17 protein-coding genes are annotated in these 19519 nt (G+C 38.5%); 8 read left to right on the forward strand and 9 right to left on the reverse strand.

The window, feature by feature from the left end:
- The first annotated feature begins 600 nt into the window (after positions 1–600).
- Complete coding sequence (locus JMN32_RS02925) at positions 601–1776, forward strand: prolipoprotein diacylglyceryl transferase (RefSeq protein ID WP_202854783.1); 1176 nt, start codon at positions 601–603, stop codon at positions 1774–1776.
- A gap of 132 nt (positions 1777–1908) precedes the next feature.
- Positions 1909–3345, forward strand: coding sequence for a BamA/TamA family outer membrane protein (locus tag JMN32_RS02930; protein ID WP_202854784.1), 1437 nt, complete (start codon positions 1909–1911; stop codon positions 3343–3345).
- Here the strand turns inward: JMN32_RS02930 and JMN32_RS02935 are convergent.
- Positions 3342–3992, reverse strand: a complete 651-nt coding sequence (locus tag JMN32_RS02935) for a toxin-antitoxin system YwqK family antitoxin (protein WP_202854785.1) — start codon at positions 3990–3992, stop codon at positions 3342–3344. The two genes, JMN32_RS02930 and JMN32_RS02935, sit on opposite strands and share 4 nt — an antisense overlap.
- Before the next feature lie 52 nt (positions 3993–4044).
- Here JMN32_RS02935 and JMN32_RS02940 point away from each other — a divergent pair, with 52 nt between their 5' ends.
- From JMN32_RS02940 to JMN32_RS02960, 5 genes are all read left to right on the forward strand, one after another.
- Positions 4045–4860 carry a PorV/PorQ family protein gene (locus JMN32_RS02940; protein WP_202854786.1) on the forward strand — a complete coding sequence of 272 codons (816 nt, stop codon included), beginning with the start codon at positions 4045–4047 and terminating at the stop codon, positions 4858–4860.
- Entirely contained in the window at positions 4860–6923 is a 2064-nt protein-coding gene (locus tag JMN32_RS02945; protein WP_202854787.1) for a ComEA family DNA-binding protein, read from the forward strand. The genes JMN32_RS02940 and JMN32_RS02945 overlap by 1 nt, the downstream gene beginning before the upstream one ends.
- A gap of 264 nt (positions 6924–7187) precedes the next feature.
- Positions 7188–7565: a DUF3127 domain-containing protein gene (locus JMN32_RS02950; protein ID WP_202854788.1), complete on the forward strand. Its 378-nt coding sequence runs from the start codon at positions 7188–7190 to the stop codon at positions 7563–7565.
- Positions 7566–7627: 62 nt separating this feature from the next.
- Entirely contained in the window at positions 7628–8074 is a 447-nt protein-coding gene (locus JMN32_RS02955) for a hypothetical protein (protein WP_202854789.1), read from the forward strand.
- Positions 8075–8161: 87 nt separating this feature from the next.
- Positions 8162–8914 (forward strand): head GIN domain-containing protein, encoded by a 753-nt coding sequence (locus JMN32_RS02960; RefSeq protein WP_202854790.1) that lies wholly within the window; start codon positions 8162–8164, stop codon positions 8912–8914.
- A 105-nt stretch (positions 8915–9019) separates the two neighbouring features.
- On the opposite strand, the gene JMN32_RS02965 is transcribed toward JMN32_RS02960, so the two are convergent.
- The 7 genes from JMN32_RS02965 to JMN32_RS02995 form a co-directional block, all read right to left on the reverse strand.
- Positions 9020–10264: a metallophosphoesterase gene (locus tag JMN32_RS02965; RefSeq protein WP_202854791.1), complete on the reverse strand. Its 1245-nt coding sequence runs from the start codon at positions 10262–10264 to the stop codon at positions 9020–9022.
- 22 nt (positions 10265–10286) lie between these two features.
- Complete coding sequence (locus JMN32_RS02970; protein WP_202854792.1) at positions 10287–13826, reverse strand: efflux RND transporter permease subunit; 3540 nt, start codon at positions 13824–13826, stop codon at positions 10287–10289.
- Between the two features lie 5 nt (positions 13827–13831).
- Positions 13832–15007, reverse strand: coding sequence for an efflux RND transporter periplasmic adaptor subunit (locus tag JMN32_RS02975; RefSeq protein WP_202854793.1), 1176 nt, complete (start codon positions 15005–15007; stop codon positions 13832–13834).
- Positions 15008–15038: 31 nt separating this feature from the next.
- Positions 15039–16388: a TolC family protein gene (locus JMN32_RS02980; RefSeq protein ID WP_202854794.1), complete on the reverse strand. Its 1350-nt coding sequence runs from the start codon at positions 16386–16388 to the stop codon at positions 15039–15041.
- Entirely contained in the window at positions 16388–17020 is a 633-nt protein-coding gene (locus tag JMN32_RS02985) for a TetR/AcrR family transcriptional regulator (protein WP_202854795.1), read from the reverse strand. Before JMN32_RS02985 ends, JMN32_RS02980 begins: the two co-directional genes overlap by 1 nt.
- 154 nt (positions 17021–17174) lie before the next feature.
- Positions 17175–17525, reverse strand: a complete 351-nt coding sequence (locus JMN32_RS02990; protein ID WP_202854796.1) for a hypothetical protein — start codon at positions 17523–17525, stop codon at positions 17175–17177.
- Between the two features lie 2 nt (positions 17526–17527).
- Positions 17528–18109 (reverse strand): RNA polymerase sigma factor, encoded by a 582-nt coding sequence (locus JMN32_RS02995; RefSeq protein WP_238354320.1) that lies wholly within the window; start codon positions 18107–18109, stop codon positions 17528–17530.
- Between the two features lie 79 nt (positions 18110–18188).
- Here JMN32_RS02995 and JMN32_RS03000 point away from each other — a divergent pair, with 79 nt between their 5' ends.
- On the forward strand, positions 18189–19004 hold the full coding sequence (locus tag JMN32_RS03000; RefSeq protein ID WP_317191755.1) for an alpha/beta hydrolase: 816 nt from the start codon (positions 18189–18191) through the stop codon (positions 19002–19004).
- Between the two features lie 8 nt (positions 19005–19012).
- On the opposite strand, the gene JMN32_RS03005 is transcribed toward JMN32_RS03000, so the two are convergent.
- A complete protein-coding gene (locus JMN32_RS03005) occupies positions 19013–19378 on the reverse strand; it encodes a hypothetical protein (RefSeq protein ID WP_202854797.1) in 366 nt (121 codons plus the stop codon).
- Positions 19379–19519: the final 141 nt, after the last annotated feature.

The following is a 19519-nucleotide window of genomic DNA, read 5'->3' on the forward strand; positions in this document are numbered from 1 at the left end:
CAAAGTGTGAGGTTTAAATAGATAGGGATATACGACAGAAGCTAATCTACAGGTAACTCTGGGGTTATAAATCCCTTTTCCTTATAGATATAGTTACCCATTTTTCATATTGGCGCAAACCACATAACACTATTTAAATAAAAATATAGATTTATTGATTTGAAGATAAGTAATTGTTCATTTTATCTTTGATGGAGAGGTTGACTTTTCAGGAGGACTTGCTCCTGCTGAGTTTGAAAATATCAAAACTTTACTCCCTGCCGAAGTCTATAATCCGAAAAGCATCTTTAGGCAGGTTTTCACCCAACTCACGGGTAAAACCTCCACTTCCTGTTAAATAATGACATCTGAACCGGAAGGACTCAGACTCTTCCAGCAAATTCAGGCTGCTCGTTTAAAGTTTGTGCTACAATAACCGAGACGTTTGTGCCCAAGCTTACTAACTCTGGTCTATACATTTTTCTGAATGTGTACTTAAACATAAAAATTTAATTTTCCCAAGCTCAAAAATAAACGCTCTCACTCTCTGATACCATTAACAATACAAACCTTTAACCGTCGTTTAATTGCCAATTATGCTGAGATAGTTATATTTGTCGCATGTCAATTTTAAGCTATATCATCTGGAATACTGATCCAGAGTTTTTCACCATCCCTTTGCTGGACCGCCCTGTTCGATATTACGGGCTACTATTTGCTCTGGCATTTCTTATTACTCAGCAGATTATGTTCTACATCTACCGCAAAGAAGGTAAACCTGAAAGGGATGTAGAAACTCTGACCATATACATGGTTATTGCCACTATTCTTGGTGCACGGTTAGGTCACGTTCTTTTTTATGAGCCAGACAAATATTTATCAAACCCCATAGATATTCTCAAGATCTGGGAAGGTGGACTAGCTAGTCATGGTGCTGCATTTGGAATTTTATTCGCTCTTTGGTTATATGTTAACTATAAAATTATCATTAACATAAACCCTCTATCAAAGCCAAAAAAACGTTTTATATTTGAGAAGCAGAAGAGGCCTCATCAGAGTTATCTTCAGGTGGTAGATAGAATTGTTATTGTAGTTGCATTAGCCGGTTGTATGATCCGTACGGGCAATTTCATGAACTCTGAAATCTATGGAATTCCTTCTAAATCCGAATATGGCGTTATTTTCGCCCATGATGTTGAGCGTACCTTCGACGCCTATACCAGTCCTATCAAAAACATTGATTTTGAAAAAGATGAAACCCGCGAGCTAAATGCTCAGGGCTATGTACCAATTAAGCTTAAAATTGATTTTAAAAATCAACCTGATATCATCAATGATGAAAGCATTGAGTTTTACTTCAATGGAAAATTCAAAGAAACTTTGAATTACTCATATGTCAGTGAACATATATACCAACCTAAGGATCAGGTGCTGGACTATAAGGTATCAAAGAATAATGATGGATCTTACAGTGCCGTGGTCAATACCTATGGTATTCCAAGGCACCCTACTCAACTTTATGAGGCAGGAACCTCTTTGGCTATATTCTTTCTTTTGCTTGCACTTTGGTGGAAGTATAAAAATGAAACACCTCCAGGATTACTCCTTGGTCTATTTCTGATTCTATTATTTGGCTTGCGTTTCGTACATGAGTTGTTTAAGGAAAATCAGGTAGCTTTTGAAGATGAAATGACCTATAATATGGGACAGATATTAAGCATCCCGCTAATCATCGCTGGTATTATCATTCTCTTCAAAGCCTTATCAAAAGGGAGACACAAAGAAATAGACGGTTAAACACCGATATTTTCTTACATCGAGAATAGTTATTTCATAAACTTATGCATTATGAGATAACTATTTTTTATTTTAGGAGACATGATAGTCGAATATTCAATCACATTTGTCCCCATGGTGTAGGTTCAGAAGATGCTGGCATTTCTTATTTCAATTCTGTTTGTATTTAATACTCCTGACTCTGTTACCCCAGTGGCAGTGTCCCACCATGCCTATTCTAGTGCAGACTCAACCGCAGTAGAAGGGAGATACATATACATTGACAATATCTTTATCATTGGAAACAAACAGACCCGGGATAAAATAATACTCCGCGAAATGAGTCTTAAGCGTGGAGAGTATTACTTTGATGAAGATCTAAAAGACATCATCAAAAGTGATAGAAGTAAAATAATCAATACCCGCTTGTTTAACACTGTGGAGATTACCACGCTGGAACTTGCCGATGGTGTGGTGGATGTTGTGGTACGTGTTTCTGAACGCTGGTACACTTTTCCTGCACCAATATTCGACCTCGTTGATCGAAATTTTAACGATTGGTGGCAAAATCAGAACCATGATTTCAGTCGTGTAAATTATGGACTCAAGCTATACCGAAATAATATGCGAGGAAGGAATGAAACCCTGAAGTTGGAAATGCAGTTTGGCTTTACCAAGCAATTTGGTCTATCATATGATCTACCTTATATAGACAGGGCTCAAAGACATGGGATTTCCATAGACTACCTCTATGCCGAAAACAAAAATATAGCTATACGTACTGTGGAGCACAAACGTATATTTTTTGACTCGGAGAGTTTACTAAAACTTCGTCGCCTCTATAATATCGGATACCGTTTCCGTAACTCATTTTATACACGGCATACTGTCAATATCACTTTCAACGACAATGAAATAAACGATACTATTGCAAACATTAACCCAGAGTATTATCTTAACAGCCAAACATCTCAACGCTACTTCAGTATCAGCTATGATCTGAACATTGACAAAAGAGATGTTAACTCTTACCCTCTGCACGGACACCGAACCGTGTTTTCAGTGGATAAATTCGGGTTGGGTTTTTATAATGACCTGGATCAGTTCAGTATCAATGTTAATCATGCTAGGTTTCTGAACCTGACCAGAAATTTTTACCTTTCCAATTATAGTGCTTTTTACTTCAGTGGCCCCGAACGGCAACCCTATGCTAATTTGCGAGGCTTGGGATACAGAAAGGACTTTGTCAGAGGTTATGAACTTTATGTAATAGAAGGACAGAAATTTTATCTCAACCGGACTACGTTAAAAAAGAGGATTTTTGATACCAAACTACGCCTCAACTTCCTGCCCATCGAACAGTTTAGAGACTTTCCCCTGGCTATCTATATTAAAACATATTTTGACATGGGCTATGTAGAAAATTTCGAAAATTATGAGCAAAACACACGACTTACAAATCGCTACCTATTCGGAACGGGGGCAGGCATTGATTTTGTGACTTATTATGACACTGTGATACGTTTTGAATATTCAGTAAATCGTGAAAAAGAAGCTGGGATTTTTCTCCACTTAAAGAAGGAGTTTTAATAGTCCACCTCTTCCTTCTTTCCTTTTTTATTGATCCTATACCATTTCCCCACTCGTTCACCATCAGCATAGTTCCCATAAAATTCCAAATTACCCTTATTGGTATAAAATTTCCACTCCCCTGTTTCTTTCCCTTTCTCATACCTACCTTCCTGTATGACTACCCCCTTCTCGTTATATACTACCCAATTGCCATGAGGCCACCCATCGACATAGCTTACCATACGTTTTAATTGTCCATTATCATGGTAGTACCTCCACTCACCTGCATATTGCCCATGCTTATAAACCCCTTCCTTTTCTACGACACCATTACCATGAAGGTATTTAGCTGAATCCTCTGGTAAACCATGATTCCAGTTTTCTATCCCTGTCAGGTTACCCTGATCATTGTAGTACCTTACCTGACCATGTAACTGTCCCTTACTATAGTGCTCAACAGCATTAAGCTTACCGTTAGGGTAATAATAAGTCCATTTTCCTTCCTTCTGACCATTCACCAACTCTCCAGTGGCTCTAAGCTCACCACTTGGGTAAAGCTTATCCTGAGCCTCTGCTGAATCACTAAAAACCAGCATAATCAATAGAACATAAGCTTTCGAAAGACTGAGCAATAAATTATAATAACATTTATTCTTATTAAGCATTTTTCTTAAATTCAGGTCCCCATATAAACAAAATCAATAATGTCAAAGCCACTTGAAACATTTATACGGGACACTTTTTTTTCTGTTATTATTTTTCGTCTCCGAAGCTCAAAATGGACAATCACAAATTGGTGCCCGCGGCGCAGCTATGGGCTACGCTGTAGTAGCCACAAGTGATAGCTGGTCTTCATTCAACAATCCTGCGGGACTATATACATGTAAAAACATCAACGGACTATTTGCCTTTGAAAACAAATACGGGATAGCAGGTTTCAATTCAATTGCAGCAGGTATTGTTTCTCCTATGCTTATGGGAGGAGTGGGAATATCTGTTTTCAGATTTGGTGATGACCTGTACAATGAGCAAACAGCTGCTATAAGCTATGGCAATCGCTTCGGATTGGCCGGCATTGGAATACGGGTGAATTATTTGCAATATCACATTGAGGGGTATGGAAACAAAGGGATATTTACCGTCAACTTTGGTGGTATAGCTGAGCTTAGTAAGAAGCTATACTTCGGAGCATTGATAAGAAATATCAATCAGGCAAAGCTTTCTGATTTTGAGAATGAGCACATTCCCACAATATTAAACGCCGGGCTATCCTTCCATCCCTCCGATAAAATATATCTGAATGCTGAAATTGAAAAGGACGTTGATCTAGATGCGGTCATGCGAATAGGACTAGAATATAGCTTTCTCAAAAAGCTATTAGCAAGAATAGGAATAAAGACTAAATCATTTAACAGCTACTTTGGCCTGGGGCTTGTACTTCCCAGACTTAAAATAGACTATGCTTTAACCGTTAATCCAAATATTGGATATAACCATCAGGCCGCACTTACTTACAACTTCATAAAACTGTAATGAAATTAGTCTATTTCATAGCGTTAGCTCTACTAATGCTTCATGCAATGCCTCTTCCCGGTCAGAATAGTGATATAGAGGAGGACTTTCAAAGCTTAGCAGAACATACGCAGGCGTTCAAAGATGAAGAAATAAGTACAGGATATTATGAAACACTATTACTCTATTATAGTCATCCACTAAACCTTAATTTGGCATCGGTTGAAGAATTAAGGTCTCTGTTTATACTTTCTGAAGTTCAAATCTCCAACCTCAAAAGTTACATCAATGAGTACGGTCGCCTTTTAACAATCTACGAACTACAGGCTATTCCTGGGTTTGACATACCGACCATACAAAGACTACTACCCTTTATACGTGTATCTGATGACGGACTTCAAAGCGATAACCGACCATTAATAAAGAGAATGTTATCAGAACCGAACAACTATATCTTACTGCGTTACCAAAGAACACTTGAGAAAAAAGCTGGGTACACTAAAAAGGGCAATAAATACGCCGGTTCCCCAGACCAGTTACTCTTCAAATTCAGGGTTAGACATGCACATGATTTCGGCCTCGGTCTAACTATTAAAAAAGATGCCGGTGAAGCACTAACTTTTGATAGGCCTACTAATAGGTATGGAGCAGATTTTTATAGCTTTCATTTTCAGCTACAAGACAAGGGATGTCTTAAAAACCTCGTTTTGGGGGATTATCGCATACAGTTTGGCCAAAGTCTGTTGTTGGCCGCAGGTTTTAACATTGGCAAAAACCCTGAAACAATTACAACTAACAGAAAACCTAATCTCGGAATTCTACCCTTCACATCAACTCTGGAAAGTAATTATTTCAGAGGCTTTGCTTCAACATACAAATTGAGTAAACGAATAAACATCACGGGCTTTTATTCAAGAGTAGCTCAAGATGCCACTCCTGAAATTGACACTTTAATAAGTAACGAAAACTTCATTCGTTCTATAAATTTATCGGGATTACACCGGACATCCAGCGAACTTGCAGCCAATAACCAGGTTATACAGCAATCTGCCGGAGGAAACATACTCTACCAAAACCACCCGAGTAACCTTCAGGTTGGCTTTACCATGGTTACCGACTTTTTCAGTTTACCGATTATCCCTGCAGACAAACCCTATAAGCAATTTGACTTTCATGGTAAACACAACCTCGGGATAAGTCTATCCAGCAATTATAATTGGCAGAACATTAATCTATTTGCAGAAATCGGACAGTCTGGAAATGGTGGTATTGGTGTGGTAGGCGGATTGATTGCACACCTGGCTCCTCAGCTTCAAACCTCAGTGGTATTAAGAAGATACGAAAGGAATTTTCGTAGCATACATGGACAAGCATTTGGAGAATCTGCCATTAATCAAAATGAGCAAGGTGTTTACTGGGGGTTAAAATATCAACCATCACGAAAATTCATACTCTCAACATATTTTGACAGATTCTCATTTCCCTGGCTGAAGTATAGAATTGATGCACCTTCTAATGGCTATGAATACCTGACCAGGTTAAGTTATATACCCAGTCGAAAAACAATCTTTTATTTACAATACAGAGAGCAATCAAAAGCACGTAATGTTCAAGAGAGGACTTCTGGTTTAAAAGCTCCCTTAAACAACTTTAAGCGCAGCTATATGATTAATTTAGATCACACGCCACACAAGGATGTATCTTTTAAATCAAGAGTGCAATTCAGTAACTATGAAACACAAAACCAGATAACCTATGGTTTTGCCATGGTACAGGATATAAGCATCGATCTGAACAAATTAAGGGTCTGCGGCAGACTGGCCCTATTCGACACGGACGACTATGACAACCGACAGTATGTATACGAGAAAGATGTGCTATATGGTTTCTCCATACCTCCATACAGTGGGAAGGGTACGCGCCAGTATATACTTCTGCAATACAAAGCCACACGAAAAATCAACTTCTGGATTAGGTTCGCCAGAACCCACTATCGAGAGATAGAGTCAATTGGCTCTGGAACCGATAAAATTCAAGGCAATATCAAAACCGATGTGAAATTTCAAACCAGAATTAAATTTTAGTCATGAAATAGTAAATTTAAATGTCATTCGTCATGTTAACGAGAAAGGAAATAATTACTATTGCCTCGGGTAAATCAATAAGTAAATTTTAGATAAATGCATGCCGTAGAACTCATAGATGCTTCCACCCTATTAATCATGGTCATTGGTGCCATCCTGTTTGTGATAATTTTCACTGCTATTTTCAGAAAAAGGCGTTAATACTTTAATAAACTTGGCTGCACTGTTAACTTTGCTGTCAATAAAATTTATAAAAGCAGATCAATGAACGTAAAGGGTAAAATTTTAGAAATCTCGGATACCCAACAAGTATCCAACTCATTTAAAAAGAGAGAATTTGTATTGGAGTATGCTGAAAACCCACAGTATCCTGAATATTTAAAATTTGAAATGATCCAGGACAAGTGTGCCATTCTGGATAGCTATAAAGCAAATGATGAAGTTGATGTTTACTTTAACCTGAAAGGTAGAAAATGGACTGACCCTAAAGGTGTAGTTAAGTATTTCAACTCTCTGCAAGCCTGGAAAATTGAAGGAGCATCATCAGGGGCTCAAACTCCCCCTCCAGCAGACGGTGGTATGGATCAAATGGAAGAGCCAGGCTGGATCACTGATGGAAACGAAGACGATCTACCATTTTAAAAAAATAGCTTTTCGGGTTTATTAAACTTTAGTAGTTTAGTAAACCTGATAAACCAACTTTAATGAAATTTTCACTACTACTATCTTTTAGTCTCCTGGCTTTATGGGGTGCTAACCAAAAACACCGAACCATAGAATACAATGGCAAGCCTGTAGAAACTACTTACGAGGTACCTATGCAATTTTACGGGACTTACGCCGGGCATAAAACAGGCTACCTGGAACTACATGAAGATGGCACCGGCGTTTATAATTATGATGTATTTGGTTTTGCTCCACAAGGCTGTAAAAAAGATATCATAAAAATAGAATGGGGTTTTCTTCTGGATGAAAACGATAGTATAGTGAGCTTCTCTAGAGAGTATGGGCGCTCATATCCCATACTGATGAGAAGTATCAGTAATACAAGCTTTCAAGGCTGTAGAAAAGAAGTAATGCTCGACTTCATCATGGAATACAAAAATGGAAGTATTGGAGTATCCTCGTCAGACGACTGGGTGAAAGAGTAGGTTAACCCGTAATTTCAATGGTTGTAATGGGTTTTAAAAATGCTTTAAAAACAGTAACTTCTGAACTCAATTTTAAAGTTAAAACCAATGAAACCAAAGTTATTATTAATCTTAGTTGCCCTGGCTGTTACATTTAGCCTGTATGGGACAAACAAAGACCCAATAGGTCCTGAAATCACTAAAAAAACACTAGAACTTCCTGCATTTCACAGTGTCTATGTGAACTCTAACTATACGGTTTACCTTAAGCAAACTAACAAGCAAGAGGTAACTGTAGAGGCACTAACCGATATCTATGAAATTAGTGAATTCAAAGTAGAAGACGGTGTACTTCATATTAATGTGCAGCACAAAAAAGATGAGAAAAACAAAAGTGTGTGGGCCAGGATTGACGACATCAAGATTTCCCCTACCATGAAGCTCATCATAAGCATGAAAGAAATTCATAAGTTAAAGGTAAACAGTTCTGGAAAGATAATTAGTGAAAACTCCATAGCCTCCAATGACCTGGATCTGGCAGTTACTGGTTCTGGCAGTATGGATCTTGATATCAAAGGACGTGAGGTCAAAACCAAAATATCCGGATCGGGAAACATTGCGGTTAAGGGATATGCCTCCGATAATGATATATCCATCAGTGGCTCTGGGTCTGTACATGCCTATGATTGCGAACTGGAGCAAGCTGATGTAAAAATAAGCGGATCGGGAATATGTGAAATAAAAGTAAGTGATAACCTACAGGCTGAGATCTATGGCAGTGGCACTATCAAGCATAAAGGCAATACCAAATCGGTGACCAAAAAAGTTTATGGGTCCGGTGAGGTAGAGCGAGCCTATTAAAAAAGAGGTCGTCTCAAAAGTATTTTGAGACGACCTCTTTTTTAATCCAAGATTTTTCTCAGATAGGTGCCCGAGAACCTTTGTCCTTTTAAGACAGCCTCCTTTTTAAGCTCTTTTTAAGGTCAAAATTGTAATTTCCGGAGCCATTCCGACCCTACCTGGATACCCTATATACCCAAACCCACGGTTAACATACAAATGCTGATTTCCTTCTGTGTAAAGTCCTGCCCATTGTTTATAGACATACTGTGAAGGGCTCCATTTAAAACCTCCTATTTCAACTCCAAACTGAAATCCATGAGTATGCCCCGCAAACATCAAATCTATATCCTGATATTCCTGACGAACTTGTGCATCCCAGTGACTTGGATCATGTGACAATAACAATTTAACAGCTGCTTCCTCAGTGCCAGCATACGCTTTAGTCATATCTCCATACTTAGGGAACCTTCCCATACCCCAGTTTTCAATACCTAATATGGCTATCTTATCTCCATCAAGTTCGAGCATCCTATGCTCATTCATCAACAGGTCATACCCCATAAGCCTATGAGCCTCCATCAGGTCATTAAAATTCCTCTGCTTTGCCTGAGGTGATGACCAGGAGCTGTAATCACCATAATCATGATTACCTGTGGTCGAATACACTCCCAGCGGAGCATCTACTTTATCAAAAATATTGATATAATCTCTTACCTCACTGCTTTCATTATTTACAAGATCACCCGTAAAAAACACCACATCAGGCTTCTCATCCATCAGCATTTCAACACCGCCCTTCACTGCTGTTTTATTAAAGAAACTTCCTGAATGTATGTCGGAAAGCTGCCCTATCTGTATGCCATCAAAAGATTTGGGTAAATTAGGTAAATGAATGGTTTTCCTACGTATTCTGTAATCGTGTGCTCCTGAAATAATACCCCAACTCATAGCTACAAGAGGCACAGTACCAGCAACTACTGCTGTCTTTACCAGGAACTCATTTCGTGATATCCCCTTTGAAGTACCCGTAGGTTCCGGATTCTGAAAATATGTAGCCAACCATTTACCTAAACGCACCAGATCGTCGCTAAACAGAAAAAGTACAGCAAACATTTTGGAAAAATAGTTAATAAATATACCTGTAAATATTAGGCTTCTGGATTGGCCTTTAAACCAATCAGGATTTCCAAAATTATAAAAGAAGATAACACTAAATGTCACAAATGTAATACCCCAATAGGAATACCGGATGACATTACGCGTGAATAACGTGCTGTTTCTAACCAGCGTCAATATGCCGTTATAAACATACCAATCGATTAGAAACAGCACTACAAACGTCCCTAATACCAACAACACTTTATTCATTTACCTAAAACTTTAAATCTCATTAAATGCTAGCTTCTGCTAATTCAACCTTTGCTATTGCTTCTTCCTTTGCCTTCTTTTTTCGCTCTTTTCTTGCTTTTCGCTTTACGTAGAGCCAATACTTAACCCTATAAACTATAGTGTATAATACTGGTACAATAATCAAGGTAAGGAATGTAGCGACTACCAAGCCAAAGATAACAGTCCATGCCAAAGGTCCCCAGAAGATCACGTTATCACCACCTATATAGATCTTAGGATCAAATTCCCCAAATAACGAAAAGAAATCAACGTTCAGACCTACTGCCAAAGGTATAAGCCCCAACACTGTGGTAACTGCCGTCAAAATAACTGGTCTGAGACGTGCTTTTCCTGCTTTAACAATTTCTACTCTTGCATCTTCTTTATCCAGCATATCAGCCTCATCTACACCTGACTGTACCTTCTTCCGGTCTATTAGCAATTGTGTATAGTCAAGTAGTACCACTCCGTTATTTACCACGATACCTGCCAATGAAATAATTCCCATCATGGTCATCATGATTACAAATGGCCAGCCCGTGATGATCAACCCTCCGAATACTCCAATGAAGCTGAGGAATATAGCCATCATAATTATAGCTGGCTTTGAAATGCCTCCAAATTGGAACACCAGAAGCAACATGATAAGTCCCAGACCTGCAAAAAATGCTCCCATCAAAAAGTTCATTTGCTTGTTTTGCTCCTCTATCTGGCCTGTATAATCAACTTTTATGCCCTTTGGAAGGCCTTTATACAATTCCATAGCCTTTCGGATCTCCGTTACAATGGCTCCTGCATCCGTAAAACCTGGTTCAAGAGCAGAGTAAACCGTAACTACCCTTTTAGTATCTCGGTGCTTAATGGCACTGAAGCCAGAGGTGTTTTTCTTATAAGCCACTGCCGAAACAGGCACCTCCATTATCTGACCATTAGACTGGTCTCTGTAGGTAATATTCTGATTAAATATAGCACTGGAGTTATAGCGAATATCTTCATTAAAACGAACGTTGATATCGTAGTCATCGCCATGCTTTTTGTAAATGCCTGCCTTCTCCCCAAATATTGATCTTCGCAACTGCCTTCCAACCTGCCCAACAGCCACACCTAGCTCACCTGCTTTTTCTCTATCAACTCTCACTTGCATTGAAGGCTTGCTTCTGTTCACATCTATTTTGAGTTCATCAATACCTGCAATGTTTTTGCTATTAATGAAATTCCTCATATCCTCAGCCGTAGCGATTAGCTTATCATAATCACGCCCTTCCAGCTCAATATTGATCGGGTAACCTGCAGGAGGTCCAACAGCATCTTTTTCCACTGAAATTGCCACTCCCGGATATATTCCCCTGAGGGACTCCTGTACTTTTTGACGCAACTGCTCAGAATCTTTGCCTCTACGGTATTTATACTCTCGCATTGAGGTAGTGATCTTCGCACGATGTGGCATCTCAGCAGATGAACCTCCATCCGTTTGAGGGTTACCTGCTCCCTCTCCTACTTGCGATACGGAAGATTCAACAAGGAAATTATAATCCCCTTCTTTATATTCAGGATCATTGATAACCGAGTAAACGCGCTCTTCAATTTCCCTAGTGATCTTATTGGTCTTTGCAATTGCCGTACCTTCCGGGTATTCAATGTAGACTATAATCTGATTTGGCGTGTTATCCGGAAAAAACTCAATCTTCGTTCTTCCTGAGCCAATTGACATTCCAAAAAACATGAATGAGGCAAACAGAAGGATAACCATTACACTAAAGTACCAGTATACATTTCGTTTCTTCAATGCATGTTTTAGTAACTTTTCGTATAAGTTTTCAAACTTGACAAGAGTTCTCCTTTGAAAGCGAAGTGCACTTTTCTTGATCAGATATTTGTACACCCAGAACATAAAAGCAGTAAATACTAAAAGCGTACCCAGGCCTTTCACCAAGCCTCCAAAAATAAAGATTATCACTCCAAATCCTACCAGAATAATAGTGATCCTAACCAATTGTTTAACTTTCAATTCTTTGTCTTCAGTATCCATCAATTGAGATACCAACATTGAATTCATAAAAATGGCCACTAGGAGAGATGAACCCAGCACAACGGATAAAGTGATTGGGAAATATATCATAAACTGTCCCATAACGCCCGGCCACATTCCCAGCGGTACGAATGCAGCAACCGTTGTAGCTGTAGAAATAATGATTGGGAAAGCAATTTCGCCAATACCTTTCTTTGCAGCCTTTAATCTGCTATAACCCTCTTCTTCCATCAGTCGGTACACGTTTTCAACCACCACAATACCATTATCTACGAGCATACCAAGTCCCATGATCAACCCAAATAATATCATTGTATTGAGCGTGTAGCCCATCGCTGAAAGGATCGTAAAGGACATAAACATAGACATCGGGATGGCAAACCCTACAAAAAGAGCATTTCTAAAACCCAGGAAGAACATTAATACAGTAACAACCAGGATAATACCGAAAATAATGTTATTCACGAGGTCTTCCACTTGATTAAGAGTCTTGGAAGATGAGTCGTTAGAAACTGTAATTTCAATATCCGGAGGAAAATGCTCTGCTTTAGCCTTAGTTATAATCTCTTTTATGCTATTGGCAGCCTCAATCATGTTCTTACCCGCACGCTTCTTTACATCAAGCATCACCACGGGGTGACCAAACTCCCTTGCATAAGTGGTTTTATCTTTAGCTCTAAAACTAACTTCAGCAATATCCTTAAGGTACACCGGTGAATTTTTTTCATGCTTCACTACAAAATTCTCAAGCTGCTTAGGATCTTCAATTTCACCTAACACCCTAATGGTTCTGCGCTGACCGTTATTTTTCAGGTTTCCGGCAGACATGGTCATATTGCCGTTACCGATGGCTTGCAAAATATTATCGAAACTCACCTTTGCTGCCATCATCTTATAAATATCAACGGCTACCTCTACCTCTTTTTCCTGAGCACCACGAATATCCACCTGCTTGATTTGAGGCAGATCTTCTATTTCATCTTCAAGATATTCACCAAACTCCTTCAATTTATCTACCGGATAGTCTCCTGAAATGTTGATATTCATGATAGGAAACTCTTCCGATAGGTTCAGGTCAAAGACATTAGGTTCAACTTTAGCACCATTAAACAGCGGCCAGTCAGCACTGGCTTTTTCGCTATCTACTTTATCCTTTACCTTTTGCTTTGCAGCGTCTACCGAAATATGCTCATCAAACTCTACAGTAATAATGGAATAATCCTCCTGAGAAGTAGAAATGATCTCAACGACATTACTAACATTCTTCAGCTGATCTTCCAGTGGATCAGTAATTAGTCGCTCAATATCTTCAGCCGTATTCCCTCTATACGGAGTACTGATGTATATTTTCGTCTCCTTGATTTCAGGAAAGTCTTCACGCGGCATTGAAAAGTAAGAGGAAATTCCTATGATAAGGAAGATACCGATCATCACAAAGATCACCGAGGGGTTATCTATGGCCCATGATGAAAACCAAAATTCCTTATCTACTTTCTTTTGTTGTTTGCTCATCCTGCTTATTGCTTTATTATTTGAACCTCTTGTCCCGCTTTAACCCTTCTTGCTCCCTCATCTACCAGTGATTCTCCAATGGACAGCCCATTAGTAATTTCAACTAGTTCTCCCTGAGTTTTACCTGTAGAAATTATTCTCTTTTCGGCCACAGCGGTATTTTCTGCATTGATTTTAGTCGCTACATATACATACTGTTCTCCTTCGGCATTCTCAGAAATTATGCCCTGAGGAATAAGTATAGCTTCCTCATTGGTATAATCATTGATAAACACTTTAGCTGAAAGATTGGGCTTGACCTGCCCTTTTTTATTTGGAATTGGAACCTCCACATTAAATGCCCTATTCATAGGATTAATGTAGTTGCCTGCTTGCCTCACTTTAGAGTCTATGGTATCGTTAAGCACCGGAAAATAAACGTGAACTTTCTTTCCTACATTAACACTGGTCAGGTGTGACTCAGGCACATCAACATTGATGTACATATCTGACAAATTAACAACTCTAAAAACCTCAGATCCGGGACCGGGACTAACTACAGTTCCCTGATCTTTGATAACATCATCTACAATACCATTAAAAGGTGCTCTGATCGAGTACTTATCCAGCTGGCGTTGTAACTGCCTAACAACATCCTCCTGTGCCTCATACCTGGCTTTGGCTTCTAGAAACTGAATTTCCGTGCCTATCTTTTGCTCCCAAAGCCTTTTTTGTCTTTCATAGGTAGTTTTAACTAAAGCAAGCTGGGTTTTTTGTTGTTGTAACTGGCTACTCATACCCCCATTATCAATTGTAGCCAGCAATTGTCCTTTGCTTACTTTATCTCCATCTGTAACATAGATCTTAAGCAGAGTACCAGGCACCTCAGGATATACAAGCACATTCTGCTTTGTCGTTACATCACCCTGCAACTCTATGTAATGCTGAAAAGTCTTCTTTTCAATTTTATAAGCTGTAACCAATGGTAACTTATGATTAGTACTCTTAGCATCAATAACCGAATCCAGAAGAGATAAGTCCTTCTCCATACGTCTGATTTGGGCTGTTAGCTCACCTTTCTTAGTCTTTATTTTATCAAGATCTCCACTAGCCAATAGGCTTTCAATGGAGTTGTTTTCATTGTTGCTGCAAGCCGAAAGCAATGAAACGGCTACAAAAAGTAATACTATTCTTGTTTTCATAGTGTTATTGAAATTCAATTTCAAAGGTTTCTTATTTAAGTAAAACGCCATATGCCTTGTCAAGCTCCACCTTAGCTACTAAAGCATCATAAAGTGCATTGTAATAATTCGTTTGTGCTTCTTTATAATCGGCATCGGCTTCAACCACTTCCAGGTTAGAGCCTACACCTTCCTGATATTTTATTTTAGTTACATTATAGATCTCTTCAGCCAACTCCATATTTTCCCTCTGAGCTTTCATTTGCTCCAACGAATTTGCCATATTGACCTTCGCCTGGTTGATCTGGAGATCAATGGTATTTTCCATCTGCTCAAAAGATTTTTCGATCTGCCTGATCTGGATCTTGTTTTTTTGTATCCTGCTACTCTTTAGAAAACCATCAAATAGAGGAATATTAAGAGAAAGCCCCGTGTTACCGTAGTTCAGCCACCTATTTGACTTAAAAAGTTCACTTGACTGTCCGGTCTGGGTATTATAACCATAGTTAAAATTCGCATAAAGGGTTGGTATGTATTGTACTCTGTTGTTTTTAAGATCAAGGTTGGCCAATGCCATATTGGTCTGTAATTGCGAATACTCAATGCGCTCTGTATAGTTAAAGTCCTCATTTTCAAAAGTGGGATCGGTAAATGCCACTTCCTCGAGTTGATCCGTTAGTAGCAATTCCTGTGTTATCGGCATCCCCATTTGGAACTTTAATAAATCGCGGTTGATCACAAGTAACTTTTGCGTATTATCCACCTGCACTTGCAGATTATTATGTTGAACCTTTAACCTGCTCACATCGATCTTCTCAGCGAAACCATTTTCATACATGGCTCTGGTATCATTGAGCAAAGAATCAAGTCTTCCATAATTAACCTTGAGCAACTCAAAACGCTCTTCAGTAACCAGCACATTATAATAAGCTTTTGAAACTGCCTCCACTACATCAATTTGAGTCTTTATGTGTTCTTTGGTAGATAACTCCTTATAGGTTTTTGAAGCCTGTAACCCGACAAAGAATGAACCGTCAAAAATTAGTTGACGTACGGAAAGCCCTAAGTTTCCATCATATTTTTGCTGAAAAGAAAGCTCTATTTCCTGACCTTCAGGAGCACTGGGATCAAAATTACTAGCATCGAGCAAAGATTTCTGTGGTTCAAAGTTGTAATTGATGCCTGCATCTACATTTACCTGTGGCAAGCCCCTACTTAGAGTTTCCCCAACCTGGGTCTGGGCTATTTCTTTTTCATATGCCGCATTCACAACACTTTGGTTATTAGTAAGTGCATAATCTATACACTCTTGTAAAGAAAGGCTCTTAGGACCCTCCTCCTGTGCTATAGCTGATATTGTCAACAATACAAATCCTATAACTAAGCTGATCTTAAACTTCATTAGTTGTTGCTGGTTTGATTTAAAGTTTTTTCTTTTTCTAAGTACTCCATATAAAGTTTTCTACCTTTCTCTGTAACGATGCCGTGGACATAGTGGTCAAGTAACTTCATCTGCGTTTCCTTAAGGTTAAATTTATCTGCTGCGAACACCTGATTATCAAAAGCTAACTGTACCTGCTCCACTCTAAGAATAGCCATAAACTCAGGGTCAATCTCCTTTCTAAAGTAACCTTCTGCGATCCCCCTCTTAAGGTTTGTTACCACTGTATCCCTCATATGCTTGTTTTTAAAGTCAAGCCAAACTCTCCAGGCTTTTGGGTGATATTTCTGTAAATCAAAAAGTAATGAAGGGTTCATTTCATGGAAATCCTTTCTCATGCATTTACATACCTTTGATAACTCTTCTACTGCATCATGACAGGAACAGAATATCTCGTCGTACTCCTCTTTTTCAAATTCAATGCGTGCTTTAACCGCCTTAGTCACTATCTCATCTTTATCCTTAAAATATTGATAAATTGTTTTTTTCGAAATAGACAACTGACGAGCTATATCATCCATAGAAACGCTTCTTACACCATATCTTGTAAAAAGCTCTCCGGCACCATCAATTATTTTTGTTTTAATGTCCACTGTTACTTCTTCATTTTTTAAAGCTACAAAACTATGGAAACTATTTGTATCCTAAAAGTTTCCATAGTTTTTATACAGCACTAACGAATTGACCTCAAAGAGGTTACTCATATTTCAAAAAATTAAATTTTAATTAAACTACTCTCGCTTACCGCTATTTATGGGTTTCCTCCTTCACATTTTCAGGAGTGGGATTTGGGGTCTTATCCCACTTGCACATGAACCTCTCCTTAAATCTTTCCCTTTCATCTGGCGACATACTAGCCATTTTATGTTTCCATTTATGTTTCCAATGGCCTCCACCTTTCCTACCTGAAATACCAAAAAACAATTTTGACAACAAAAACAACCCTAGTGCCTGCCAGAAAGTTATTTTGGGGCCATTGAACAAGTCTGGCACAAGCCAGTTCCACAACAACATTACCAACCACCCGATCGCCGTTGCTACGGCTCCTACTATCAGTAGGATCAGTACGATCTTCTTTCCTTTTCTCTTGTAGTTCATTTTTAAATTTCTTTATACAATGCCTCTAATTTCTTTCTCAGCGCCAGTACCGCGTATCTTTTCCTGGATATCAATGTATTTACAGGCACGTTGTATTTTTCTGATAGTTCTTTAAAACCAACTTCTTCAAATTCATGCTTTATAAATATCTCACGCTGATCTTCAGGAAGATTATCCAAGGCCTGAGTAACCTGCTCCCATATTATCTCACGAAAATGCAACTCTTCAGGAGCCTGACCGAGGTCTGGCAAAATATCACTAAGCATTAGTGGCTGATCATCATCACCTACAGCAGTTTCACTCAGATTGATTGTATTTGATCTTACCTTTTGCTTTCTATATGAATCTATTATTTTATGTCTGGCAACACTGAACAGCCATGATGTCGCCTTTTCAATAGAGTCGATGGCACCATACCCATTAACAAATTGCAATAGCACATCCTGCAAGATATCCTCAGCATCTTCCAGGCTACTAACTTTGGTACGGATAAAACTTAGCAGTCTCCCTTTTTCCTTCTTTATGGTTTCTTCCTGCTTTTTTAGCATGGATAATTTCAGATATATAATTGCATCATTTGCCATCTCTCTGGATATAGTCGGATGACTAACAAAAATATTTTATATGTTTAGAAATTATTTTTAAAAAGTTATTCAATTATCAGTGTCAACTTCTGCAACAATACTATTTCAAAACCATCATATTCACTATTACAAGTATGGTGAAGGAGCTAAAACACTTCTTGCATTTCATGGTTTTGGCCAAACGGGACCTGATTTTGAACCCTTGACAGAGGCGCTCACACAAGAGTATACGATGTATTGCTTTGACCTGTTCTATCATGGAAAAAGCTATTGGAACGATCAGGATACCCCTATGACAAAAGAATTCTGGAAAGAATTCATTGATAAATTCACCCAGACACATCATATTGATAATTTCTCACTTTGTGGTTTCAGTCTTGGAGGAAAGTTTGCACTTGCTACATTGGAAACCCACCCTGAACGAATAGATAAAGTCATGCTATTGGCTCCTGATGGAATAAAAACCAATACTTGGTATAGTCTGGCCACTTACCCTGTGTTTTTAAAAAACTACTTTAAAAGCATGATCGTTAAGCCGCACCGATTCTTTAACCTGATCAATATTGCAAAAAAAGCTGGCCTGGTAGAGAAAGGAATATTAAAATTTGCTTCCAGCCAAATGAATACACGAAAAAAGCGCAGGAGAGTGTACTATGCATGGGTGGTATTTAAAGAGCTAAGTTTTAACATGAAAAAAATGGGAAGCTTGATCAACCACTATAACATTAGTCTTGAAATGTTCCTCGGCACCCATGATAAGATCATTACTAAAAAAGGCATGTACAAGCTTCTTAAACATGTAAAAGTTTATGAGCTTCATGTTGCTGAAAGTGGGCACAACAAACTGATAGAAAAAGTAGCAAAACACTTAAAAAGTACTAAGCAAGAACCTTAGTAGTATCACTAAAAGTATTTGTTATAGTTTTCTTCATTTTGCCAGAACTCCCGACACTTAACAATATGCTCGTGTTTAAAGTCCTTATCATTTTTCAACTCTTTCCAATCTCCAAACCCCAGAGTCTCTGCAAGTTTATAGAAGCGATCTCCCTGTCCGTTCTTTTTATTCTGGACCAGAGCACTAAGCAATGGACGCCCTTCTTCATGCTCCTCAACAGAGATCTCATCTAATATTGTACCAAGCAACTGCTTTTCATGTTTGATCTCCAGATTCAAGCCCAATTCGGCGGTATTTACCAACCTTCTATATGAAATTGGACTTCCGTCAGTTCTGGCCAACTGTATAAGTTTGTTCCTGACTCTTGTATTCAAGACGATAATTATTTGTTTAAACCGGAATAATACCCAATAATCATGAAAAATAAAAAAATCTAAGTATTCACTATATCCTCTGCTCCTTAAAGCTAATGAGTAAAACACTAACTGTCAACTCACTTTTATAGTGATTTATAC

It is taken from the genome of Fulvivirga marina, assembly GCF_016775155.1.
GTDB lineage: Bacteria > Bacteroidota > Bacteroidia > Cytophagales > Cyclobacteriaceae > Fulvivirga > Fulvivirga marina.